This window comes from Rhizobium sp. PK7-22, assembly GCF_056530405.1.
In genome coordinates this window covers 1,368,088-1,392,634 of the sequence record NZ_CP096514.1, presented here as the reverse complement: position 1 = coordinate 1,392,634, position 24,547 = coordinate 1,368,088, and the positions used below count along the sequence as shown (strand labels likewise).

The following is a 24,547-nucleotide window of genomic DNA, read 5'->3' as shown; positions in this document are numbered from 1 at the left end:
GATGACCATCGACATAGACGAGAACTACCTTCTGAAGCATTTGAAAGCGCTTCTCGCGATCCCGAGCCCAACAGGCTACACAGACGAGATCGTCCATTACTGCTCGCGAGAACTGCAGCGGCTGGGCCTGCATCCGGAGCTGACGCGGCGTGGCGCCATTCGCGCCATTCGCCAGGGTAGCCGCCGGCGCGGCGCTCGCGCGATGGTCACGCACCTCGATACGCTGGGCGCGCAGGTGAAATTCATCAAGGACAACGGTCGCCTAGAGCTCGTTCCGATCGGCCACTGGTCGGCACGCTTCGCCGAAGGGGCGCGGGTGACGATCTTCAGCAGCAGAGGGAGTTTCCGCGGCACCATCCTGCCGCTGAAGGCCTCCGGCCACACATTCAACGACGAGGTGGACACGCTGCCCGTCGGCTGGCGCTATGTGGAGCTTCGCATCGATGCCCTGACCCACTCGGCGGCAGAGACGCAGGCACTGGGGATCGACATCGGCGACACGGTGGCCATCGACCCGACGCCGGAGTTTCTCGACAACGGCTTTATCAACTCGCGCCATCTCGACGACAAGGCGGGCGTCGCCATTGCGCTGGCAGCCATCGAGGCGCTGGAGCGCGCCGGGGCGTCCACGCCGGTCGACACGCACTGGCTGTTCACCATTGCCGAAGAAGTGGGCGTCGGCGCGTCCTCCGTGATCACTGCAGACGTCGCCTCCATGCTGACGATCGACAACGGGACTACAGCACCGGGACAGAATTCCTCGGAGTTCGGCGTCACCATCGCGATGGCCGATCAGTCGGGCCCGTTCGACTACCACCTCACGAAGAAGCTCGTCGATCTGTGCAAGGTAGGAGAAATTCCCTACCAGAAGGACGTTTTCCGCTACTACCGCTCGGATTCGGCATCGGCCATCGAGGCCGGCCATGATGTGCGGACGTCCCTGGTGACCTTCGGTGTCGATGCCTCGCATGGCTATGAGCGCATCCATACCAATGCATTGCTATCGGTGGCAAAACTGGTCGGTGCTTTTGCAGTCAGCCCGGTGGAGATTCAGCGCGATCTTCAGCCGATTTCGGGGGTCGAAGGCTTTACCCATCAGCCGACCGAGCTCGCTGACCAACCGCTCCCCAAAACGGCAGAGACGAAGGCCGCTTCCCGCCACGACGAGGACTGAGCAACCGCAGCCGCTATGCCGTTGCGGTTGCTCCTCATCCTGTCCTCAAGTCCTTCTTGGTCTTTCGGCAGCGACGACCGTGACGATCTCCCTGAATAGCGAGCTCCCGGCCAGCTCTTCCACCGGCAGACGGAGCTTGCGCTGCCAGTTCGGATAGGCATCCGATGTGCCGGGGACATTGGTTGGCTGATCCTCGCCGACGAGATCGGCGAGCCGCAGCGCCACCATCAGGCTCGGCGCCCGGGCCAAAAGCCCGTGCATGGCGACAGACACTTCTTTCGTGATGCCGCTTTCACTGTCGGAGATCGTTGCCATCACGTTCTGAGGGTCAAGCAGTCCCGACAATTTCAGCCCGTCCAGAAAGCTCGTGCGTTGTAGGGCTCGATCCGATCTGGCCTGTTTTGCCGCCTCAGGCTCCGTCAGACCCAGCTCAAGCGCCAGCTTTATGTCGTCTCCACGCCACCAGCCGATCAGCGGCGGCATGTCGTGGGTCCCAAGGCAGGCAAGCGACAGGCGCGCCATGCCGCTGATGTCATAGCCCTTGGGATCGGCTTCCTCGAAATACAGAACACGGTAGCCCAGGATGTTTGCCTCTTCCATGACCTCCCGGAACCCGTTCGGGACATTGCCCAGATCTTCGCCGATGACGATGCTGCCTCGCTTATGGCTGACACGAGACAGAGCGGAGACCATGTCCTGAAAAGGATAGCGGAGGTAGCCGCCGACCGCGGGCGTTTCGCCCTCCGGCAGCAGGAACAACTGCCAGATGCCCATGGCATGGTCGATGCGGAGCGCGCCGGCGTATCGCATCGACGCGTCGATGAGCTCCTGGTAGGGCGCCATGCCCTGGTCCTGAAGCGCCTTCGGCGAAAGCGCGACCAGACCCCAGTCCTGACCGCCGGTGCTGAAGAAATCGGGCGGAGCGCCGACCCGCATGCCGGGCAGCTCGAGGTCGGGCGTGCTCCAGGTGGACGACCCGTCGGGCGCCTCGCCGACAGCAAGGTCGAAGTAGAGGCCGACGCGCATGCCAAGACGCTGGGTATCGGCCGTCACCTCGGCAAGCTGCCCTGCCGTCAGCCACTGCAGCCAGATGTGAAACTCGACCTCGTCCGACTGCGCCTCTGCAAACTGGCGAACCGCTTCCCCATCCCACTGCTGGAACTGCGAAGGCCATTTCCGCCAGCCACTGCCATGGCCTTGTGCTGCCATGTGAAGCGACAGCGCCTCGAACACGGCATGCCGGTGCAGAACCTGCCCGTGTTCGGTTTTAAACCTGTCGAGCTCTTCCTTCTTGAGGCCCTTCTGGCGCCAGGACGTCCAGATCCTCCGCAGCACCGCGAGCTTCAGGTCGGTGACGGCCTGATAATTCACGACGTCCCCGGACCGGACGGCGTCAAGATCGGCTGAATCCACCCAGGAGGGATCGAAGCCTTCGACCTCGTCCACTGCGATGTAGAGGGGGTTGAGAAAGATGCGGCTTGAGGGGGAATAGGGGCTGCATCGTCCAGGCTCGGAGAGAAACAGGGCGTGAAGCGGGCTGAGGCCGATAAAATCGGCTCCGGCGGATGCCGCCATGGCGCAGACTGCGCGAAGATCGGCAAAGTCGCCGATCCCCCAGTTGCGCTGCGACCTCAACTCGTAGAGCTGCAGAGAGATCCCCCAGACCGGAGACTCCTCCAGAAACTCCGGCAAAAAGCAACTGGTGCGACCGTCCAGCTCCAGCCGCGGCGGCTGAAGGCTCTTGTCTTCACGTTTCAGATCGGCGGGATCAGCGGAGATGCCGAGCGCTTCCAGCATCTTGCGGCGCGTCGCCTCCGGAACCGGACGGATCTTGCCCTGCTGGTCTTCATAATCGGGAGGAATGCCATGAAGTGTCGCGAAACGGTCGAAATCTGACGGCGCTTTTGCCGCTCTGTTTTTGGTCATGGGTCACTTCCGGTTGATGCTCGACTTCTCGAACAGCATTTCGCGCGGGAAGGTTCCTACGTCGGCGCCGTTGGATGCCAGTTTGTTTGCCGGACTATGGGAGACGGGCAAGCGATCAAGGCAACTCCAGCGGAGGACGGGAGAGGAGCAACAACGATCCCTGCTGCCGGAGCGTTAGCAGCAGGTCATTGATCGATGGCATGAGGCGACGGCTGACCCGGATCTTCCTCCACCACCGTCGACTGGAACGGGCGAGACATGATGATCACGAGCGCAATCACGGCAACAATGAGGCCAATAACGAGGTAGCGAGTATTCATGAGGCTCTCCTATATGGCAGGGCGAACCCGGTGCGGCCATGAAAGTTCCTCGTGGCCAACGACCTCAGGCGGAAGCTGAAACCCACCCCCGGATCCGCGCCAGACCCGCCTGCAGCAGCGCCTCGGCGGCGGCACCGTCCTCGGCCTCGACGTAGCACCGCATCTCCGGGGCATTCCCTGAAGGCCTGAAGTGAATGATGCGCCTGTCCGCCAGCGTAACCCGCAGTCCGTCTATGTCGCTCTTGTCGGCCACTGCCCCGATCGGCGCCAGGAACTCCTGCAGCTCCTGGTCGCCCTTTCGCAGATACGCCATCAGGGCTGCACTGTCCTCGAGGGAAAAGTTCTCCAGGCGATCGGCCGCGGCGAAGGGAAGGCCGAAGGAGGCGGCAACTTCCGAGAGCGGCTTTTTCTCCTGGGCGGCAAGGAAGAGCGTCGCCAGGATGGGCAGGAAGCAATCGCGGGTGGGCAGGGCCCGGACGATGCGGCCGTTGACGGTGAAATCGGTCGCGGTCAGCAGACCGCCATTGGCCTCGAAGCCCATGACGCGCTGCTTGCCGGCGGCGACGGCCTCGTCCATGGCGGCGATCACATAGGGAGACCCAACCCGGGTGCGAACGACCTCGTAGCCGCCCGCGGCCTCGATCCCGGAATTCGACGTTACCGGCGTCACCGCCACGGCAGCATCCAGGAAGCGTGCGGCGATGACGCCCAGGAGATCGCCCCGGATCGGCGTTCCCGTCTCGTCGGACACCAGCGGACGGTCGCCGTCACCATCGGCGGAGACGATCGCGTCCAGGTGATGCGTGCTCGCCCAGCCCGTGAGGCTCTCTACCGTCTCGCTGGAGACGGCTTCGGTGTCCACCGGAATGAAGGTTTCCGAGCGGCCGAGCGCGACTACGTCGGCGCCATATTGCTGAAGGATGTCCACAAGCAGATCGCGGGCGACGGTGCTGTGCTGATAGACGCCGACTTTCAGCCCGGCGAGAGCCTGCTCGGGCAGGAGGTGACGATTGCGCTCCATGAAGAGGGCTGCACATTCGTCCGATCGATCGATCGTGGCGATGGTTTTCCCCTCGTCCCGCCCGACTTCATCGATCGCCGACGCCAGGCTGCTGATTGCCTCCTCGTCCTGCTTGTCGATCTCGCCGTCCGGCCGGTAGAACTTGATGCCGTTGCGATCCGCGGGAATGTGCGAGCCCGTCACCATCAGGGCGGCTGCGCCCTTTTCCAAGCCGTAGAGCGCCAGTGCCGGTGTCGGTAAGGTGCCGCAGTCGATCACCTCGAAGCCATGCCTAGAGAGTGCGGCAGCGCAGTTTCCGGAAATTTCGGAACTTGAATCGCGAAAGTCGCGGCCCAGGAGAATTTCGGCTCCGGGCCTGGCTTTGCCGCTTTCCAGAAGATACCGGGCGAAAGCGGCCGCGTATCGCATGGACGCCGCGCCTTTCAGGTCTGACGACAGTCCTCTCAACCCGCTCGTTCCGAACTTCATCCTGGTCACCTGTCCTTTGATCCGTCTGTCTTTGCGAAGCTATACCGTGTGCAGCGCGGCGGACAAGCGTCGGGCCGGCTGGATCCGACCTAGAAACGTCGACCGCGACCATTTTTCATTTGCACCGCAGCATCGTCCTCGGCATGTTCGACCCATGCATAACAGGACTGGAAGCAAGCAGATATGACAGCGGATGCGATCGTTCTCGGTGCCGGCATTGTCGGCGTCTCCACGGCATTGCACCTGGCGCGGCGCGGCAAGTCGGTGGTGCTCGTTGATCGGCGCGGTGCGGGCGAGGAAACATCCTATGGCAATGCCGGCCTCATCCAGCGCGAGGGCGTCGTGCCCTACGGCTTCCCGCAGCAGTTCGGCCAGATCCTGCGCTATGCGCTCAACAATCGCATCGATGCGCATTACCACTGGCGGGCGATTCCGCTGGTGACATCCTTCCTTGCCAAATACTGGTGGAATTCCAACCTCAGCCGGCACCAATTGATCGCGCGCGCCTATGCGCCCCTGATCGAGCATTCGATCGAGACCCACAACGAGCTGATCGAGGAGGCCGGTGCCGAGGACCTGATCGTCAAGCAGGGCTGGACGGAGGTATTCCGCACCTCCGCCAAGCGCGACGGTGAACTGCGCGAAGCGGGGCGGTTGAACCGCGAATACGGCGTCGCCTTCGAGGAACTGACGCCTGCCGATATCGCTCTCCAGGAGCCGGCCCTCAGCAGCGATTTCGTCGGAGGCCTGAAGTGGGTGGATCCATGGTCGGTGCGCGATCCGCACGCGCTGACTATGGCCTATCTGCGCCTGTTCGAGAAGCTCGGTGGCCGGTTCCTGAACGGCGACGCCAAGAGCCTGTCGCAGACCGCCACCGGCTGGCGCATCGTGGCCGGTGACGGCGTCGTCGAAGCCAAGGACGTGGTGGTGGCGCTCGGCCCCTGGTCGGACACGGTGACGAAACCGCTCGGCTATCGCTTCCTCGTCGGCGTCAAACGCGGCTACCATATGCACTACGGCACGAAAGGGAACGCGAAGCTCAACGGCTGGACGATGGATGCCGAGCGCGGCTATTTCCTGGCACCGATGAACCAGGGCATCCGGCTGACGACCGGCGCGGAATTCGCCCTGCGCGACGCGCCGAAGACCCCCGTCCAGCTGGACCGGGCCGAGGCCGTGGCGCGCAGCATCTTCCCGCTCGGGGAGCGCCTCGACGAGGAGCCCTGGATGGGCGCCCGCCCCTGCACGCCGGACATGATGCCGGTGATCGGCAAGGCACCGCGTCACGGCGGGTTGTGGTTCGCCTTCGGGCATGCCCACCATGGATTGACGCTCGGGCCGGCCACCGGTCGCGCCATTGCCGAGGCCATCACCGGGGAAACGCCGTTCATCGACATCTCCGCCTACCGGCCGGAGCGGTTCGGCGCTTGACTGGTCCCGCATGGGAAATGCGGATAGAGTCCGCTACAGAGGACATACGGTCGGCCCGGCGGGGGCCGCCCATGCTTCCGGTTCGGTATCTCATCTACAACGCCACGACCGTTCACCGCTAGAATAGCCCAGAGGCTTGAGCGCCTGTGGCGCCAACGGCATAACGACTTACTGGTGTTTCATGGACGATATCAGCTCAGCTCAGACTTTCTTCGACAGCAATCCCGACATCGAGGTCCTGGAAGCCTTCGTCATCGATGTGAACGGCGTGCCGCGGGGCAAATGGATCCCGCGCGAACGGGCCCTCGATGTGCTGGCCAACGGCATGGCGATGCCGCGCTCGGTCTATGCGCTCGACGTATGGGGGCGCGACGTGAACGCGGCAGGGCTCGCAGAAGGCACCGGCGATCCGGACGGGCTCTGCTTTCCGGTGCCGGGCACGCTATCGCGCGTCACGTGGCTGAACCGCCCCACCGCGCAGGTGCTGCTTGCCATGCGTGATCCGGACGGCAGCGGTTTCTACGGCGATCCGCGCCAGGTGCTGGCCAATGTCCTCAAGGGCTTTGCCCGGCTGGGCCTCACGCCGGTGGTGGCCACCGAGCTCGAGTTCTATCTGATCGACCCGGTTCGATCTGCGCTCGATCCCGTCCGCCCGCCGAACTCGCGCGACGGACGATGGCACACGGGGCAGACGCAGGTTCTGTCAATTTCCGAGCTGCAGGACTTCGAGGACGTCTTCCACGGCATCGCCTCGGCGGCGCGCGCGCAAGGCATCCCCGCCGACACCACACTGCGAGAAAACGGCCCGGGCCAATACGAGATCAACCTGAACCATGTGCCGGACGCACTGAAGGCCGCCGATTTCGCGGTCCTGCTGAAACGGGTCGTCAAGGGTGTCGCCCGCGCCAACGATCTCGATGCGACCTTCATGGCCAAGCCCTACGGCATGCAGGCAGGCAGCGGCATGCATGTGCATTTCTCGGTGCTCAACGACAGCGGCGCCAACGTCTATGCCGGCGCGGATGGTCCCTCCGAAATGCTGTTCCACTCCGTCGGCGGCCTCCTGGAGAATATGGGGGAGAGCATGGCGGTATTTGCCCCGCACGCAAATTCCTATCGGCGGCTGCGGCCGAGCGAACATGCGCCGACCTATGCCTCCTGGGGCTTCGACAACCGCTCCGCCGCGGTCCGTGTGATCACGGCGAGCAAGCCGGCAACCCGCATCGAGCATCGTGTCGCGGGCGCGGACACCAACCCCTATCTGGTGCTCGCGATGATCCTCAGCGCGGCGCTGGCCGGCATACGCGAAAAGCGCAATCCCGGCGGCGCCATTACCGGCGATGCGCATGCGGTGAGCCACGAGCCGCTGCCGACGAACTGGGCGTCTGCCGTGCACGAGTTCGGGAAGTCGACCTTCGCCTATGCTACGCTCGGTCCAAAATATCGCGCGCTCTATACCACCTGCAAGCAGCAGGAGATCCAGGAATTCTCACTTCGCGTCACCGACGTGGAATACGACGCCTACATCCGGACGGTGTGACATGACCTACAGGACAAGCGACAATCCCGGGCACGCCAATTCCTGGTATGCGGCTTCCGCCAACGACAAGCGGGTCCGACCGCAACTGCAGGGGGAGATCGAGGCGGATGTCTGCGTCATCGGTGCCGGTTTCACCGGGATTTCCGCGGCACTGGAGCTCTGCGAGCGCGGATACTCGGTCGTTGTGCTGGAGGCCGAACGGATCGGCTTTGGCGCATCCGGCCGCAACGGCGGCCAGATCGTCAACGGCTACAGCCGCGACCTCCAGACGATCGCCGGACGCTACGGCCCGGAGAAGGCCGTGAAGCTTGGAGCGATGTCGCTCGAGGGCGGCGAAATCATCCGCAACCGGGTGGAGAAATACAAGATCGACTGCGGTCTCGTGCAGGGCGGGTTCTTCGCAGCCTTCACCGACAAGCAGGTCCGCGAGATGGCGGCCCACAAGGCGAATTGGGAGAAATACGGTCACTCGGGGCTCGAGATGGTCGGCAAGGACGAGGTTTCCCGATACGTGAAGACCGACCGCTACGCGGGCGGCATGATCGACCGCCTGGGCGGACATATCCATCCCCTCAACCTGCTGCTGGGGGAAGCCGCCGCCGTGGAGAGCCTGGCAGGGCGCATCTTCGAACAGTCCCGGGTGACGGCGATCGATACGGGGAACCGACCGCAGGTGCGGACGGCCGAAGGAAGCGTGCGGGCAAACTACGTGCTGGTCTGCGGCAATGCCTATCTCTCTCCCCTGCTGCCGGAGATCCATGGCCGGATGATGCCGGTCTCCAGCCAGGTGATGGCGACCGAACCGCTCGATGCGGCGCTTGCCGAAAGCCTGCTGCCCGCCAACTACTGCGTCGAGGACGCCAATTACATCCTCGACTACTACCGCCGCACCGCCGACAACCGGCTGCTCTATGGCGGTGGCATCGGCTACGGTGGGCATGACCCAAAGGATCTGACGAGCGTGATCCGGCCTAACATGCTGAAGACCTTCCCGCAGCTCAAGGATGTCCGCATCGACTATGCCTGGAGCGGCAACTTCGCGCTGACGCTGACCCGCATCCCGCACGTTGGCAAGATTTCCGACACGGTCTTCTTCTCCCACGGCGACAGCGGCCATGGCGTCACCACCACACATCTGCTCGGCAAGATCCTGGGTGAAGCGGTTGCCGGCCATGCGGAGCGTTTCGATGTCTGGGCGTCGCTGCCGAACCTGCCCTTCCCGGGCGGACGGGCGCTGCGCGTGCCGCTGACGGCGCTGGGCGCCTGGTGGTACGGGATGCGTGACAGGCTCGGCTTGTAGCGTGGTCCAGACGCCGCCTAACTCGGTACAGCGATGAAGCGCTGGAACTGAACTCTGGCTGCCGCCTTGAAATCCTGGATGACCCCCGGGCCGTCCTTGTCGTCGACGAGCAGGGCAAGCCGAATGGCGCCGGCGGCGAGATGAAACATCAATAGCACCATCCGGTCGAACTCCTGCCGCATGTCCTCGGACACGAAACGATGGGTCGCCGCGGAAAAGATCCTGCTGTGAACCTGCGATTGCGCGAGGTCGATTGCCGCCAGCTCCTTGCAGGCCTGCGTGGCATTCAGCAAATCCTGAATAGCCGGGGTATCCTTGACCTTCTCGTAGTAGCCGTCGACGAGCCCGCCGATCGCAGCGAAGGCATCCTCGCTGGACTGCAGGTTCACGACACCAACCTCGATCATCTCCTTCACTTCATCCGCATAGCGCTGGTAAAGCATCGCCACGATCGCAGTCTTGTTCGGGAAGTACTGATAAACGGATGCGATGGGGCCGCCAGAAAGAGCGGCGATCTCCTTCATGGTCACCGCATCTATGCCCTTCCTGCCGATCAGTTCCATCGAGACCTTCAAGATCTCATCTATACGGTCCCGGCTGCGTTCCTGCTTCGGGACCCGGCGCAACTGGCCCAAAGTGGCGTTTTCGGTCATTCCAGGCATATGGTACTTCCCTCACACACAGGCTCAAGCTGTCCGTTGCCACCTGCCTTCCCGCAATGCTTTCAAGCACTGACTTATATGCGGATACGGAAATAGGCTTGACCCAGATCATCGCCGAAAAAGTTTCATCAACATTTTCGTATGTAAGAAAGTACTATTTCACTCAGACAGTTAAACTAGGCTTTACAAGCCCAGCTTCTTGAGCCCGGCATGTGCCGCGTCGACGATCTCCTCAAGGGTCGCGTCAATGTCGACTGTCACCACACCTTCTTCGCCTTCAGGCGTTTCGAGCGTCGCAAGCTGCGTGTGAAGAAGCGACAGCGGCATGAAATGGCCAGTGCGTTCTCCCATCCGGAGCTCAAGCAACTCCGGCGTTCCCTTCAGGAAGACGAAGCGCAAATGACCGCCGGCTGCGTGCCTTAGGCGGTCGCGGTAGATCCTCTTCAACGACGAGCAGGACAGCACAAGGCTTTTGCCCTTTGCGACCGAAGTCGCCAGGTCCTGTCCGACCAGATCGAGCCAGGGCCAGCGGTCCTCGTCGGTCAACGGTATGCCCTTTGCCATTTTCTCCACGTTAGCCGCAGGATGGAGCCGGTCACCCTCGACGAACTGGCAACCCAACCGGGCGGCCAGGCGTTCGCCTATGGATGACTTTCCCGCGCCGCTGACGCCCATGACGATGATGGCAGATGGAATTTCCGTGGACATGAAACCGCTTCTCCTAGCGTGAGAGATGTGCCTGCTACCCGATCTACAGTCCCTTCGACAAGATGGGACGGCATCTTATTGGCACTCAGGGTTATTGGCACTCAGGGTTATTGGCACTCAGGGCTTGGCCCGCAGATCGCGACGCAGGACATAGGGCATGAGCCCCGACAGAATGAGGAGCCGCAAGATGTGATGGGCACCGACGTAGGTAGGCTGCGCGTTCAGCATCACCGCCATAGCGGCCATGGTCTCCAGCCCACCTGGTGCGAAGGCAATCAGCGCCGCATCCACCGGCACCGACGTCAGCCAGGAGACCAGAGCGGCAATGATGCCCGCCAATGCGACGACGACGACGGTCACCACGGCTCCGGCAACGAAAGCCGTGCGCATCGCCTTGAGCGAGGCGCCGGAAAACCGTGAGCCGATCAGCGCGCCGAGAAGGACATAGGTCGGGATCATGATCCAGGCGGGAAGATCGCCGACGACGACATCGGTGATATGGGTCGCGCCGGATGCGACCATGCCGCCAAGCAGCAGGGCTGCGGGGGTTTTCCAGCGCTGAAAGATCAGGCCGAGCACGACGGCGGCCGCGAAGGAGGCCAGCAGCGGGACAAGCCCCATCGTCGCCCTGGCCACGACTGGTTCCAGACCCACCAGCCCCAGCACATCGACGATCAGCGGCACCGTCAGGGTGAGCGCCAGCACGCGGACGCTCTGGATGACACCGACGGCCAGGAGATCGCTCTTGGTATCGGCGGCAAGACTGATGACGAAACTCAGGTGACCCGGCGACGCCGCAAGCAGTGCGGTCGCCCGATCATAGCCGAAGAAGCGTTCAAGTATCCAGGTTGCGGCATAGAGGAGGATGACGACGGCCACGGGCACCATCAGGAAGCTCAGCGGCCACGTTCTGGCGGCAACGAAGATCTCGGGGGTCAGCCCCGTGCCCATCGACAGGCCGACAATGATGAAGCTTGCATTGCGCGCCAGGACCGGGATGCGAAGATCCAGCCCTGCAAGCCCGCCCGCAGTCACGGCGACGGCCGGACCGACGAGATAGGGGGCCGGGAAATCCAGCAGATAGGCCAGAGCTGCGCCCGCTGCAGCAATCACGGCGGTCAGTGCGAAGCCGCGGATTTCCAGAAGGGACATGCTAACGCCAAGGCAGGGAAAGACAGGCCGCCGGACCCGGAGCCGATTTCTTTCTATTGCATGTCAGCGGAAGGTCAACCTCGGGGCCGACAGTTGCCGACGCCGATCAGGCGAGCAGTCAGGCGGCGGGCGCAGGCACCGCAGCAAGCTTCAGGGGGCGTCGAACTTCGTCGAGCCCCAGAAGGAAGTTGATCTGCGGACGTGCCTTGACGAGGTCGTCGATGGTGTAATCGGCCAGCACATCAAAGAAGGCGTTGAGTGCCTTGCGCAACGCAGAATTCAGGCCGCAGCTATCGACAAGAGGACATTCGGCGACGCCCTCCTCAAAGCATTCGGCCATTGCGAAATTGTCTTCCGTTACCTTGACCACGTCGAATAGCGTGATGCGATCGGCAGCTCGTCCCAGGCGCACACCGCCGTTGCGACCGCGCACCGTTTCGACGAGGCCCGCCTTGTTGAGCGGCTGCAGGATCTTGAACAGGAACAGCTCGGACACGCCATAGGCACGCGCAATTTCAGGAATGCGGCTGAGGTGGCCATCGTTGGCGGCGCAATACATCAGGATGCGCACCGCGTAGTTGGTTTGTTTCGTCAGTCGCATGCCGTCTCTCCGAGTCTTATCGATCCAACATATAGTGGTTCATGTAGTTTTGAACAATTCAAAAATAAGAAAATCGTGATCAAGTTATCTGGTCCGACGGGCAGAAAAGGTTGACGCCTTCGAAAAATCATGAATTTTCTGATCAAGTATGATTTACCGGATGGAGGACACCACATGACCAGTATCAAAGGCATTTTCGCGGCCGGCGCATTGGCCGGCGCATCGATCTTTTCGATCCAACCGGCAATGGCCGATGGTGAGGTAAACATCTACTCCTACCGTCAGCCGGACCTGATCAAGCCGCTGCTCGACGAATTCACGAAGAAGACAGGTGTAGAGACCAACGTCCTGTTTCTCGACAAGGGCCTTGTGGAGCGGATCCAGGCGGAAGGCGCCAATTCGCCGGCAGACGTCATTCTGACAGTCGATATCGCCCGTGTCATGGAAGCGACCGAGGGCGGCGTCACGCAGGCGGTGACCGACAACGAGACGATCAACAAGGACATCCCGTCGCAATTTCGCGATCCAGCCGGCGAATGGTTCGCGCTGACGACCCGCGGTCGCGTGGTCTATGCCTCCAAGGATCGGGTCGAGCAGGACCAGATCACCTACGAGGAACTGGCCGATCCCAAGTGGAAGGGCCGCATCTGCATCCGCGACGCGCAGCACTCCTACAACATCGGGCTGATTGCCTCGATGATCGCCGAGCATGGTGAGGACTATACCGAAACCTGGCTGACGGGCCTGAAGAACAACCTTGCGCGCAAGCCGAACGGCGGCGACCGCGACCAGGCCAAGGCAATCCTGGCCGGCGAATGCGACATCGCGCTCGGCAACACCTACTACGTCGGACTGATGCAGACGAACGAGAAGGAGCCGGAACAGAAGGATTGGGCGGCAGCCATCAAGGTGCTGTTCCCCAATACCGAAGACCGCGGCACCCACGTCAACATCTCGGCAATGGCCTTGGCCAAGAACGCGCCGAACAAGGACAACGCAGTGAAGCTGATGGAATTCCTGGCGTCCGGTGAGGCCCAGAAGATCTACGCGGAGCAGGTGTTCGAATACCCTGTCATGCCGGGTGCGGAGCCTTCAGAGATCGTCAAGGCCTTCGGCACCATCAAGCCCGATACGCTGCCGCTTGCAGAGATCGCCGCAAATCGCAAGGCCGCTTCGGAACTGGTCGACAAGGTCGGCGTCAACGAAGGCCCCGAAGGCTGAGGCAAAGTCGACAAGTACCACCCGGGGCCGGCATTAACCGGCCTCGGCACTCTCCAGGCTTACGCTCCGTCCGCGCGTCTATGTCCTGTCACAACCCCAGACCAAATGCCTTGGCGATCCAGACAGAGGCACCGATTGCTGCCGCGACCAAGGCACAGGTCACGCCTATCCTTGCCCAATAGCTGCGTCGTGCGCGCTTTTCGTCCCACTCGTACACCATGGTTCCCTCCTCAGCGGAGGCGAAAATAGTGTTCGGCTAATCAAGTTCAATAGCAGATACGGCAGCCTGACCGCCCGTCGGGACAGGCTGCCGCTCATCACTTCATGGTCGGAATGGAGAACTCGGCACCGTCCTTGATACCGGAGGGCCAGCGGCTCGTGATGGTCTTCGTGCGGGTCCAGAACCGGATGGAATCCGTGCCGTGCTGGTTGAGGTCGCCGAAGGACGAAGCCTTCCAGCCGCCGAAGGAATGGTAGGCGAGCGGCACCGGGATCGGCACGTTGATGCCGACCATGCCGATATTGATGCGGCTGGCAAAGTCGCGTGCGGCATCGCCGTCACGGGTGTAGATCGAGACGCCGTTGCCATACTCGTGCTTCATCGGAAGCGACAGTGCCTCCTCGTAGTTGGCGGCACGAACGACAGAGAGGACCGGTCCGAAAATCTCCGTCTTGTAGATATCCATCTCCGGCGTCACTTCGTCGAACAGGCAGCCGCCGACGAAATAGCCTTCCTCATATCCCTGCAGCCTGAAGTTCCGGCCATCGACGACGAGCTTGGCGCCTTCCTCGACGCCGCGGTCGATGAGCCCGGTGACGCGGGTATGCGCCTCCTTGGTGACCAACGGCCCGAAGTCAGCCTTGTCATCGGTATAGGGGCCGATGCGCAGGCTCTCCACCATCGGCGTGAGCTTCTCGATCAGCCGGTTGGCTGTTTCCTCGCCGACCGGCACCGCCACGGAGATCGCCATGCAGCGCTCGCCGGCGGAGCCGTAGCCGGCGCCGATCAGCGCATTGGCCGCTTGGTCGAGATCGGCATCCGGCATGATGATCATGTGGTTCTTGGCGCCGCCGAAGCACTGGGCGCGCTTTCCGCCGGCTGTTGCCGTTGCGTAGACATAGCGGGCGATCAGGGTGGAGCCGACGAAGGAGACGGCGCCGATGTCCGGGTGGTGGAGGATGGCGTCGACCGCCGTCTTGTCGCCATTGACGACGTTCAGGACGCCCGCCGGCAGGCCGGCCTCGATCATCAGTTCCGCCAGGCGGATGGGCAGCGACGGGTCGCGCTCGGACGGCTTCAGGATGAAGGCATTGCCGCAGGCGATGGCCGGCGCAAACATCCACATCGGGATCATGCCCGGGAAGTTGAAGGGCGTGATCCCTGCCCCGATGCCGACCGGCTGGCGGATCGAATACATGTCGATGCCGGGGCCGGCACCTTCGGTGAACTCGCTCTTCGACAGATGGGGAATGCCGATGACGAACTCGCAGACCTCGAGGCCGCGGATGATGTCGCCCTTGGAGTCCTCGATCGTCTTGCCGTGCTCGCGCGACAGGATCTCGGCAAGCTCATTCATGTTGTCGTTCAGCAGTTGCACGAACTTCATGAAGACTCGGGCGCGGCGCTGCGGGTTCGTCGCAGCCCAGGCTGGCTGTGCCAGACGGGCAGACTCGACGGCTGCAGCGAGTTCCGCCTCGCTTGCCAGTGAAACGGTGCCCTGAACTTCTCCGGTCGCCGGATTGAATATGCTGGCCGTGCGGCCGCTGGCGCCGGCGATGCGCTTGCCGTCGATGAAGTGACCGATCTCGTACATGGAATTCTCCTCCGCTTGTGTGCGGATGAGACTGACACCCAAAATTGCACAATGCAACGCGATAGTTTACGCATCCGCTGTGCATTAATCAGCACAAGGAGGCTTGAATGGATTGGGATGATGTGCGGATGTTCCTGGCGGTCGCCAGGGCCGGCCAGCTGCTGGCGGCGTCGCGCCGGCTCGGCATCAACCACGCGACCCTGGGGCGGCGCGTCACCCATCTGGAGGAGGCACTGGGGAGCAGGCTGCTGATCCGCCGGACCAATGGCTGCGAGCTGACACCCGAAGGCGCCGTGCTCTTCCAGGCAGCGGAGCGGATGGAGGCGGAGATGCTGGCCGCACAGGCTGCCACCGGCCGCATCGACACGGCCATTGCCGGTACGGTGCGCATCGGTACGCCGGACGGTTTCGGCGTGTCGTTTCTGGCCTCGCGGCTGAAGGGCCTGACGCAGAGACACCCACAGCTGAAGGTGCAGTTGGTGCCGGTCCCCCGCTCCTTCTCGCTCTCGCAGCGGGAGGCCGACATCGCCATCACGGTCGAGCAGCCGGTGCAGGGCCGGCTGATCTCATCCAAGCTCACCGACTACTCGCTCGGGCTCTACGCCTCGCGCGGCTATCTGGCGGAAAACGGCGAACCGAACAGCATCGAAAGCCTCAAGAGCCATCCGCGGATCGGCTATGTGGAAGACCTGATCTTCTCGCCATCCCTCAACTTCACCGGCGAGGTGATGCGGGATTGGGACGCCAATTTTGAAATTTCGAGCGCGATCGGACAGACCGAGGCCGTGCGATCGGGCGCTGGCATCGGCATCCTTCACGATTATGTCGCTCGGCAGTATCCGGAGCTTGTCCGCGTGCTTCCGGGTATTGCCATCCGCCGGGCCTATTGGACCACCTATCACGAAAGCAGCCGCGATCTGGTGCGGCTACGGGTGGTGCTGGATTATCTCAACGAACTTGTGGAAGCAGAGCGGAGCATCTTCAACTAGGGATCGGCGGGTCAGACGCCGATAAAGGTTGCAGCGGGCAATCCCAGAGCGGTTGCAATACGGTGCAGGAGAGATGCATCGGCACCTTCACCATTTTCGACGGCCGTCAGTTCGTCGATAGTCAGGCCGGTGGTGACAGCGAGCTGCTCCAGCGAATAGCCGACGGCAAGGCGTGCCTCGGCGACGGCGGCAGCAACCTGATCGCCCGAGATATTGTTCTCAGATGCAGTTTCAAAGTTGTTCATGGAAATCGACATGAGGGCAACTCCTTCAAGAGGGTTTCGCCAAAGCGATATCTTAGGGAATGACAGATGCAGCGGCACATACCGGGTGCACTGCACAAAAATAGGTACTTCTGCACCAATGACAAGTGGTTCAGAAGCCTTAACGGTAGGCATATCAGTTGTCTGGCATCAACCGGGACTCCCGGACGGCTCAGGTGGCGAGCTTCCCTGCCCTAACCTTCAGAGCCACTATCACGCCTTCGCTCGACCAGTTGTACGAGATGGAACCGCCGAGCTGGCCGGAGATGATCCGCACGAGCATCTTGCTACCGTAACCATCGGCAGATTTCGGTGTCTCCACGGAAGGGCCGCCGCGTTCGGTCCAGACGATGGTGACGTCATTGTCCTCCAGCACGCCGGAGATATCAAGTGTGCCCGTGTCCGCCGACAGAGCACCATACTTCAGGGAGTTCGTCGCCAGTTCGTGGAAGACCAGCGCCATGGTGGTCGCGGCGACCTCGCCGACGCCCATTCTGGGCACGGCGACCCGGATCCGACCGCTGAACGCACCCGTATCCTCATAGGGCGCGAGCAGGATGGAGATCAGATCCCCCAGGAGCGCTGCCTGACCCTGATGGCCCGGCAGCGGGCGCACCAGATCATGCGCTCGTCCGAGTGCCGTCAGTCGTTCGGTAAGCTCCTTGGCCATTTCTGCGGCCGTGGTCGTGGAGCGCGAGGTAACGTGAGTCAGACCCGTTGCAACGGCCAGCAGGTTCTTTACCCTGTGGCTCATCTCTCCGGCCAGGAGTTCATGGCCTTCTTCGGCCTGCTTGCGGCCCGTCACATCGAGAAAGACGCCGTACATATGGCGACCGTGCAGGCCTGCATCGTTGCCGATGCCGCGCGCTGAGATCCATTTGATCTCCTCACCCAGCATGATGCGGAAGTCTATCTCATAGGGGCCGACGATGGCACGGGTTGCGTTGAATGCTGCCCTCACCCGATCGCGGTCGGCAGGGTGAATATGGGCAGAGAGATCCTCAAAGGAGACCTCCTCGGTGTCCTGCTCCACACCCCAGAGCCGGGACGCCTGTTCGTCCATCGCGAAATGGTCGGTGTCGACATTCCAGATCCAGAGCGCCACGCCGGCAGCTTCTATGGCCCTGCGCAGGGTCTGGGTATTCCAGAGAGATTTAACTTCATTGGACGGCATCATCACTCGCTCAATCAGACTAGGTGGTTAGGCCGGCCCGGACAGGATTAAGACAGAGCCCTGCCCTGCCTTCGCTCACCCGCCGCACCTCTCCGGATGCGCCAAGGAACGATGCCGTCCTTTACGATCCGATCCTAACCGAAATATCATTCGTCACGTCTGTTTGTGCCAAATGCCAAGAGTTTGTCTTCAAATTCGCCAGCCGGAGCATCTGATCGGCGATCCGGATGGATTGGTACTTCCCTATCTGCCGGCGACACGGTGCCGGACGACGTTCGCAGCAGCATACGCGCTTCCCTGCGAGAAGGACACGCCAATTGATCCAGCCGCTCGTCGAACACGCTACCTCCTGAATGGAGCGCATCCGCAAACGACTGCGTCGTACCAAGACGTGAGGAACTAATAGAGGAAAATGGTACGGTTGGGTGGAATCGAACCACCGACCTCAGGATCCACAAACCTGCGCTCTAACCAACTGAGCTACAACCGCACAAACACCGCTTCAGGTGCCGTTTCGGGTCCAATACGAGCATCGGGCCTATTTTGCAAGCCCCTGATGGCAAAACAGGCCAGCGTTTTTCAACCGGCCTGTCTTCGTGTGTCGGACGCTGTTCAGGCAGTCCGGCTCAGGCAGTCTTGAAGGTTGCCATTGCCTTTTCAGCGGCATCCCGGCCCGGCTGGCTGATCGTTTCGGCCAGCTTGCGCGTTGCGTCCTGCATGCCCTTGGCCTGCTCGACCGTCAGCTCCGCCTGCTTGCGGATGAAGGTCGTCTGCAGCTCCAGGAATTCCGCGACGGACTTGACGCCGAGCAGCGATTCCATGTGCGCCAACGACAGATCAGCATTGGTACGAAGGGCCTCGATGGCCTTGAGGCCGATCTCGACGGAACCCGCCTGAGCCGACTGCATCGTGGTTTCGACGGTCTGGCTAGCCTCTTCCGTAGCGGCCTTCATGCGAGCGTAGGCTTCGCGGGACTGGGCGGCGCCCTTTTCGGCGAAGTCGCGAAAATTCTCGGTCAGCTTTGCCGGGTCAAAGGCGCTGAAGGCGAAGACATCATCAGTACGATAAGTCATGTATTCACTCCCCGTGGGTTGGTGATGCTCGGCAGTTGATCCAAGCTTCATGACAAGAGTATGATACAATTTATTGTGCATCGCAACATTTTTGTGCGGTGCAGCATTCAGGTTTGTTAACCCTGTGGGACCATAAAGCCGGCCGCTGGTGGACCTGAACCGCGCCTAACGCTATTAACTGTCTGTTAACAACTGACTGCCGCCAACAGCGACCTCGGGCCATGTCCATGCCAGTTAATCAATATCCATTCATCGACGTCGCCGTGCATGACAGGATCCGCGGCCCCTTTGCCGCGGGCAAAGCGGTGGTGCTGTTTTCCGTCGACATGACCGAAGTGCTCTGGGCCAATGGGCGCGGGGCGCAAGTCTTCGGATATAGCTCGGTCTACGACCTCCTCGACCGGGGTCCCGCCCGCCAGGACCTGTCCTTCCGGCAGATCGCCGCCACGGGGCGCCGGTTGCGCGCGGTCGGCGACGTGGCCGGCCTGACGATCCGCATTGCTGCTGGCTTCCAGCGCATCACCGTGCCCGCCTCCTGCACGCTCATCGAGATCTGCGGCGAGACGGCGGTGCTGTTCACGGCGGCGACCGACTCCATGGCCACCTCCCCGCACGCGGCTGCCGCCAGCATGATAGAGGGCCTGGACGACCCCGACACGCATATTGCCATCCTCGACGGCGATGGCGCGGTGATTGCCGGATCGAGCGGTTTTGCCGAACTCGGGCTGACGCAGCAAACCGCCCGCATGCTGGTCACCATGGCCAGCAGCGAGGCCAATCGTCTGGTCAAGCGCCCGGTTCCCACGGCGAAGGGATATCTGCCGGCCGCCATGGGCAGCGTCTCGAGTGATCCGGCGCTCCATCTTCTCCTTGTCGTCGAAGCCATCGCAGCCAGCGTCGATCAGCCGGTCGCCGATGAGACCGACGACGGGGGGGCTCAGCCTGCCGAAGCTGTCGCACAGGCATCTGCGCATCCTGATTTCAGGGAAGCCATCGAGGCAGTTGCCCATCTGGAAGAGGCTCAGGAGCCGGAAGACTTAATATTGCTCGACCTGCCCGCCGAGAAACCTGAAAAGGAGGAGCCGGAGAAGGACGAGCCCGAAGTCGCGGAAGCCCCAGACGTGAGCGAGGCGTCCCCGGCGCCCGTGTTTGCTCCAGCCCAGCCGCAAGCTGCCGGTGCGTCCCTTCCCAACGCGCCTGACGATCCGGTTGTCAACGACGCTCCGACCTCAACACTTGCGCCGCAAGAGCCGACCGCGGACGTCGCAGAAGATGGCTTTCTCTTTCGCCGCGACGCCCGCGCCACGCGATTCGTCTGGAAAATTGACGCGGAGGGCCGCTTTTGCGAGGTCTCCGGAGAATTCGCAAAGGCTGTCGGGCCGCATGCAGCTGACATCAGCGGTATGGCTTTCGGAGATGTCGCCGGGCTGTTCCACCTCGACCCGGAAGGCAAGATCGCCGAGCTTTTGCGCAAGCGCGATACCTGGTCGGGGAAGACGATCTGGTGGCCCATCGAGGGAACATCGCTCGTCGTGCCGATCGATCTTGCGGCGCTTCCAACCTACACGCGCACCCGCGCCTTCGACGGCTTCCGGGGTTTCGGCATCATCCGGATGAGCGACGCAGTCGAGGACCCTCATGCGGTGGGCCTCGTTCTTGGCGGCAGGCCCGCCGGCGATGCGGTCCAGGCGGATGAGGAACTGGCGGACGAGCCTTCGGCTGCGGATACCGCCGCGCCGGAGGTTGAGAGCGTACCGGAGGTCACCGAGCAGACGTTGGCAACAGCGGAACCCGAAGAAGCCCTCGTAACGGAGCCGGACGTCGCGCCCGATGCGCAGGACGAGGTCGATGACAGCGGCGACCAACCCGTTGGCGAGGATGTGCAGGCCGAAGCCGAAGCCGAGGAGCCGGAGCAGTCCGGACCTGAAGCGGCATCGCTTGCATGGCCGACGGGCGAGCGGCCCGCGCTGCGCCTGGTCGAAACGTCCGTCCCCGCCTCCGAGAAGGTGATCTCGCTGGAGCATCGCCGCGGCCGTCGGGAGAGCCTCTCTCCGGTCGAACAGGCTGCCTTCCGCGAGATCGCCCGACAGCTCGACAGCTTCATCGGCCGTGATGACGACACGAGGGCCGGTGAGCCGCAGCAGACCCTGGAGAATCCCGCTGCCGAAGACGAGGCGGAGATGTCAGGTGAAGAGCAGGAGGCACCCGCCCCGACCGACGACGGCGACAAGCTGACCGCCGATCCGTCCGTTGCCTTGCCGGACGCGGCGCCTGCCGAAACGGCGCCCGAAGACGACGACACCACGGCTCAGGACACTGCCGAGGACACGGATGTTTTCGTCGAGGACGAGCTGGAGGACCTTCCTCCGGAGCAGCCGGACGCCTCTGTTGCGGAGCCGGAGGAAGAGGGGGCAGCCCTTCCCGCTTCGCTGCACCGCGAGCGCAACGGCCTGTCCGCCGAGATCCTGGACCAGATGCCAGTTGCCCTGCTCGTCCACAGCGGCGACCGGTTGATTCATGGAAACCCTGAATTTCTTCGCCTGACCGGTTACAGCTCCATTGACGCGCTCGCCGAGGTCGGCGGCCTCGATGCGCTGTTGCAGCGCCAGGAACTGGAAGGCAAGAGAGCCGAGGCTGGCGGCATGGTGGTCGTGCGCGCCGACGATATCATCGTTCCGGTGACGGCGCGCCTGCAGTCGGTTCGTTTCGAGCAGGCTGGCGCCCTGATGCTGGCGCTGATGCCAGTCGCAGTCGAGCAACAGCACGATGATGGTGGGTCCGATTCCAGCAAACTCGTCTCCCTCTCCGCTTCGCGTCTTCAGGTGGAGGTGGAGGAACTTCGCGCCATCCTGGAGACCGCAACCGATGGCGTTGTCGTGATCGATGCAGGCGGCGACATTCGCTCCATGAACGGAGCGGCCAGCGCCCTCTTCAACTACGATACGACAGAGGCGGCCGGAAAGCCGTTCGTGATGCTGTTTGCCCACGAGAGTCAGCGGGCGATCGTCAACTACCTGGGCGGCCTTTCGGACCATGGCGTGGCCAGCGTCCTCAACGACGGCCGAGAGGTCATCGGGCGCGAGGCCTCCGGCGGCTTCATCCCGCTGTTCATGACCATTGGCCGGCTGACCTCCTCCAACGGCTACTGCGCCGTGATCCGCGACATCACGCAGTGGAAGAGAACCGAGGAGGAGTTGCGTACCGCAAAGGGCTCCGCCGAGACCGCCAACGCGCACAAGAGCGAATTTCTGGCCCATGTCAGCCACGAAATCCGCACGCCGCTTAACGCCATCATCGGATTTGCCGACCTGATGGCGTCCGAGCGCTTCGGGCCGATCGGGCATCCGCGCTACGTGGAATACGCCAACGACATTGTCCGCTCCGGGCGGCATGTTCTCGATATCGTCAACGATCTTCTCGACATCTCGAAGATCGAGGCAGGCGAGATGGAGCTCGACTTCGTTTCCGTGGAACTCAACGAGACCATCTCCGAAAGCGTGGCCCTGGTGCAGCCGCAAGCCAACAGCCAGCGGGTGATCATCCGCACGGCGCTGTCGCAGGCGGTGCCGCCGGTGGTGGCTGACCTGCGATCGGTCAAGCAGATCGTCCTGAACATCCTGTCGAACGCCATCCGTTTCACGCCATCCGGCGGGCAGATCGTGGTGTCGACCGCCTACGAGGCGAATGGCAGCGTCATCCTGCGGGTGCGTGACACGGGGATCGGCATGAACCGCCAGGAACTCGAAACCGCCATGAAGCCGTTTCGCCAGGTCGCCGGCAACACCCGCAAACGGGGTGACGGCACAGGGCTCGGGCTGCCGCTGACCAAGGCCATGGTTGACGCCAACCGCGCCAATTTCTTCATTCACTCTGCTCCGCGCGAAGGCACGCTCGTCGAAATCACCTTTCCGCCGCAGCGAGTGCTTGCGGACTGACGCCTGCCGGACTAGCAGTCCTCTGCTGAAAGAGGATTAGATGGTGCAGCTTTCACGGCCATTGACCAGGACTGCGGTCCGCCAGCCGTCGCGGGGACTGTCCCAGGGGGCGCTGCTGGCGGCGGCCATCGTCGCCATGCCGATCCTTGCGGTCGTCTGGATCGCATTCTCCGGCGGCGACGACAGCTGGCGCCATGTGATGACCAACGTCGTGCCGCGGGCGACAGGGCGCACGATCGAGCTTCTGCTTCTGACCGGGCTGGTGACGGCCATCGTCGGGATCCTGACGGCCTGGCTTGTCACGACCTTCGACTTCCCCTTGCGACGTCTGCTGTCGATCGTGCTGGTCCTGCCGCTGGCCATTCCCTCCTATCTGGCCGCCTATGCATTCGGCGAGTTCTTCGATTTCACCGGACCGCTGCAGAGCGGATATCGCGCCTTGTTCGGCTTCCAGACCTCGCGCGACTACTGGTTTCCGGACATCCGCTCGATGGGCGGCGCCGTGCTGGTGCTGAGTGCCGTGCTCTACCCCTACGTCTACCTTGCCTGCCGGTCGATGTTCCTGATGCAGGGGCGTGCTGCCGCCGACGTCGCACGGACGCTGGGTGCCGGCCCTTTCAAGGTCTTCTGGCGCATCCAGATACCAATGGCGCGTCCGGCGATCATGATCGGGCTGACGCTGGTGATGATGGAGACGATGAACGACATCGGCGCGGTGGAATTCCTGGGGGTCAATACCCTCACCTTCTCGGTCTATTCCACCTGGCTCAACCGCGGCAGCCTCGCCGGTGCCGCCCAGATCGCCACTGTGATGTTCCTCGTCATCGCACTGCTCGTCTTCCTCGAACGGGCAGCCCGGAGCAGCCAGCGGTTTTCCAGCAACAAGACCACTGCGGTCGTCAACGACATGGCTCGGCCACGGCTCAGGGGCATGCGGGCTGCTGCCGCCGCGGCTCTCTGCGCGCTGCCCGTCATTCCCGGCTTCGTGGTGCCAGTCTTCGTCCTTGGCGGCTTCTCGCTGCGGCGGGTTGAGAATTTTTTCGACCCGCGGCTGCTGGACGCGTTGTTCAACAGCGTCCTCGTCTCCTCTGCGGCAGCACTCGCCGCTGTCGTTCTCGGCTTCATCCTTGCTTATGCTGCGCGCGGAAACCGATCATCGGGACCGGCCCTGGCCGGCCGCGTGGCTTCGCTGGGATACGGAATACCCGGAACCGTGTTGGCTATCGGCGTGCTGATCCCTCTGGCCAGCCTGGACAATGCGGTCGACGGATTTTTCCGTGACCACCTCAATATTTCAACGGGGCTTCTCCTATCCGGCAGCGGATTTGCGATCGTTTATGCCTGCACAGTGCGGTTCATGACCATGGCAGAGGGCACACTCGAGGCCGGCTTCCAGAAGCTTTCGCCGCATCTCGACATGGCGGCCCGCACACTCGGGCGCAATCAGGCCCAGACGCTGCGGACGGTGCTACTACCCAACATGAGGCCTGCCATCCTGATCGCGGCGCTGCTGGTGTTCATCGAAACGATGAAGGAGCTCTCCGCCACCATCCTGCTGCGGCCCTTCAACTTCAATACGCTGGCCACGCTTGTCTACGAGGATGCATCCCGGGCGAAGATCGAGGATTCTTCGGTGGCGGCGATAATCATCATCGCGGCCGGCCTGATCCCGGTGCTGCTCGTCTCCCGATCCATCGACCAGCAGAGGTAAAAAAAAGGCGGCCGAGGCCGCCTTGAAGTCAATGCTGTTCCAACGGAGTGGATCGAAGACTTCA

The 24,547-nt window shown here is 62.6% G+C and carries 19 protein-coding genes and 1 tRNA gene; 8 read left to right on the top strand and 12 right to left on the bottom strand.

What is annotated here, in order from left to right:
- The first annotated feature begins 1 nt into the window (after nt 1).
- Entirely contained in the window at nt 2-1,174 is a 1,173-nt protein-coding gene (locus M1E10_RS11435) for a zinc-binding metallopeptidase family protein (RefSeq protein ID WP_499176470.1), read from the top strand.
- A 45-nt stretch (nt 1,175-1,219) separates the two neighbouring features.
- Here M1E10_RS11435 and malQ read toward each other — a convergent pair whose 3' ends face one another.
- The 3 genes from malQ to M1E10_RS11420 all read right to left on the bottom strand — a co-directional run bounded on the left by malQ (nt 1,220) and on the right by M1E10_RS11420 (nt 4,909).
- Nucleotides 1,220-3,100 carry a 4-alpha-glucanotransferase gene (malQ, locus tag M1E10_RS11430; RefSeq protein ID WP_499176469.1) on the bottom strand — a complete coding sequence of 627 codons (1,881 nt, stop codon included), beginning with the start codon at nt 3,098-3,100 and terminating at the stop codon, nt 1,220-1,222.
- A gap of 185 nt (nt 3,101-3,285) precedes the next feature.
- On the bottom strand, nt 3,286-3,420 hold the full coding sequence (locus M1E10_RS11425) for a hypothetical protein (RefSeq protein ID WP_499176468.1): 135 nt from the start codon (nt 3,418-3,420) through the stop codon (nt 3,286-3,288).
- A gap of 64 nt (nt 3,421-3,484) precedes the next feature.
- A complete protein-coding gene (locus tag M1E10_RS11420) occupies nt 3,485-4,909 on the bottom strand; it encodes a phosphomannomutase (protein WP_499176467.1) in 1,425 nt (474 codons plus the stop codon).
- Nucleotides 4,910-5,092: 183 nt separating this feature from the next.
- On the opposite strand from M1E10_RS11420, the gene M1E10_RS11415 reads away from it, so the two are divergent.
- The 3 genes from M1E10_RS11415 to M1E10_RS11405 all read left to right on the top strand — a co-directional run bounded on the left by M1E10_RS11415 (nt 5,093) and on the right by M1E10_RS11405 (nt 9,180).
- Entirely contained in the window at nt 5,093-6,340 is a 1,248-nt protein-coding gene (locus tag M1E10_RS11415; protein WP_499176466.1) for an NAD(P)/FAD-dependent oxidoreductase, read from the top strand.
- A gap of 181 nt (nt 6,341-6,521) precedes the next feature.
- Nucleotides 6,522-7,880 carry a glutamine synthetase family protein gene (locus tag M1E10_RS11410; protein ID WP_499176465.1) on the top strand — a complete coding sequence of 453 codons (1,359 nt, stop codon included), beginning with the start codon at nt 6,522-6,524 and terminating at the stop codon, nt 7,878-7,880.
- Between the two features lies 1 nt (nt 7,881).
- Nucleotides 7,882-9,180 carry an NAD(P)/FAD-dependent oxidoreductase gene (locus M1E10_RS11405; RefSeq protein ID WP_499176464.1) on the top strand — a complete coding sequence of 433 codons (1,299 nt, stop codon included), beginning with the start codon at nt 7,882-7,884 and terminating at the stop codon, nt 9,178-9,180.
- A gap of 17 nt (nt 9,181-9,197) precedes the next feature.
- Here the strand turns inward: M1E10_RS11405 and M1E10_RS11400 are convergent, their stop codons facing one another.
- The 4 genes from M1E10_RS11400 to rirA form a co-directional block, all read right to left on the bottom strand.
- On the bottom strand, nt 9,198-9,743 hold the full coding sequence (locus M1E10_RS11400) for a TetR/AcrR family transcriptional regulator (RefSeq protein WP_499176463.1): 546 nt from the start codon (nt 9,741-9,743) through the stop codon (nt 9,198-9,200).
- 282 nt (nt 9,744-10,025) lie between these two features.
- Nucleotides 10,026-10,550, bottom strand: coding sequence for a gluconokinase (locus tag M1E10_RS11395; protein WP_499176462.1), 525 nt, complete (start codon nt 10,548-10,550; stop codon nt 10,026-10,028).
- Between the two features lie 117 nt (nt 10,551-10,667).
- Nucleotides 10,668-11,702 (bottom strand): AbrB family transcriptional regulator, encoded by a 1,035-nt coding sequence (locus tag M1E10_RS11390; protein ID WP_499176461.1) that lies wholly within the window; start codon nt 11,700-11,702, stop codon nt 10,668-10,670.
- A 118-nt stretch (nt 11,703-11,820) separates the two neighbouring features.
- Nucleotides 11,821-12,303, bottom strand: coding sequence for an iron-responsive transcriptional regulator RirA (gene rirA, locus M1E10_RS11385; RefSeq protein WP_499176460.1), 483 nt, complete (start codon nt 12,301-12,303; stop codon nt 11,821-11,823).
- A gap of 174 nt (nt 12,304-12,477) precedes the next feature.
- Here rirA and M1E10_RS11380 point away from each other — a divergent pair, with 174 nt between their 5' ends.
- Nucleotides 12,478-13,524 (top strand): Fe(3+) ABC transporter substrate-binding protein, encoded by a 1,047-nt coding sequence (locus M1E10_RS11380; protein ID WP_499176459.1) that lies wholly within the window; start codon nt 12,478-12,480, stop codon nt 13,522-13,524.
- 317 nt (nt 13,525-13,841) lie between these two features.
- Here the strand turns inward: M1E10_RS11380 and M1E10_RS11375 are convergent, their stop codons facing one another.
- Nucleotides 13,842-15,338, bottom strand: coding sequence for a CoA-acylating methylmalonate-semialdehyde dehydrogenase (locus tag M1E10_RS11375; RefSeq protein WP_499176458.1), 1,497 nt, complete (start codon nt 15,336-15,338; stop codon nt 13,842-13,844).
- A gap of 107 nt (nt 15,339-15,445) precedes the next feature.
- Here M1E10_RS11375 and M1E10_RS11370 point away from each other — a divergent pair, with 107 nt between their 5' ends.
- On the top strand, nt 15,446-16,327 hold the full coding sequence (locus M1E10_RS11370) for a LysR family transcriptional regulator (RefSeq protein WP_499176457.1): 882 nt from the start codon (nt 15,446-15,448) through the stop codon (nt 16,325-16,327).
- Between the two features lie 11 nt (nt 16,328-16,338).
- Here M1E10_RS11370 and M1E10_RS11365 read toward each other — a convergent pair whose 3' ends face one another.
- The 4 genes from M1E10_RS11365 to M1E10_RS11350 form a co-directional block, all read right to left on the bottom strand.
- On the bottom strand, nt 16,339-16,584 hold the full coding sequence (locus tag M1E10_RS11365; RefSeq protein ID WP_499176456.1) for a helix-turn-helix domain-containing protein: 246 nt from the start codon (nt 16,582-16,584) through the stop codon (nt 16,339-16,341).
- A gap of 178 nt (nt 16,585-16,762) precedes the next feature.
- Complete coding sequence (locus tag M1E10_RS11360) at nt 16,763-17,767, bottom strand: sensor histidine kinase (RefSeq protein ID WP_499176455.1); 1,005 nt, start codon at nt 17,765-17,767, stop codon at nt 16,763-16,765.
- 410 nt (nt 17,768-18,177) lie between these two features.
- Nucleotides 18,178-18,254, bottom strand: a tRNA-His gene (locus tag M1E10_RS11355).
- 136 nt (nt 18,255-18,390) lie between these two features.
- On the bottom strand, nt 18,391-18,837 hold the full coding sequence (locus tag M1E10_RS11350; RefSeq protein ID WP_499176454.1) for a phasin family protein: 447 nt from the start codon (nt 18,835-18,837) through the stop codon (nt 18,391-18,393).
- A gap of 227 nt (nt 18,838-19,064) precedes the next feature.
- Between M1E10_RS11350 and M1E10_RS11345 the strand changes: the two genes are divergently transcribed.
- The gene (locus tag M1E10_RS11345; protein ID WP_499176452.1) at nt 19,065-22,772 is read left to right on the top strand and encodes a PAS domain-containing sensor histidine kinase; all 3,708 of its coding nucleotides are present in this window, start codon (nt 19,065-19,067) and stop codon (nt 22,770-22,772) included.
- A gap of 40 nt (nt 22,773-22,812) precedes the next feature.
- Entirely contained in the window at nt 22,813-24,483 is a 1,671-nt protein-coding gene (locus tag M1E10_RS11340) for an ABC transporter permease (RefSeq protein ID WP_499176450.1), read from the top strand.
- Nucleotides 24,484-24,547: the final 64 nt, after the last annotated feature.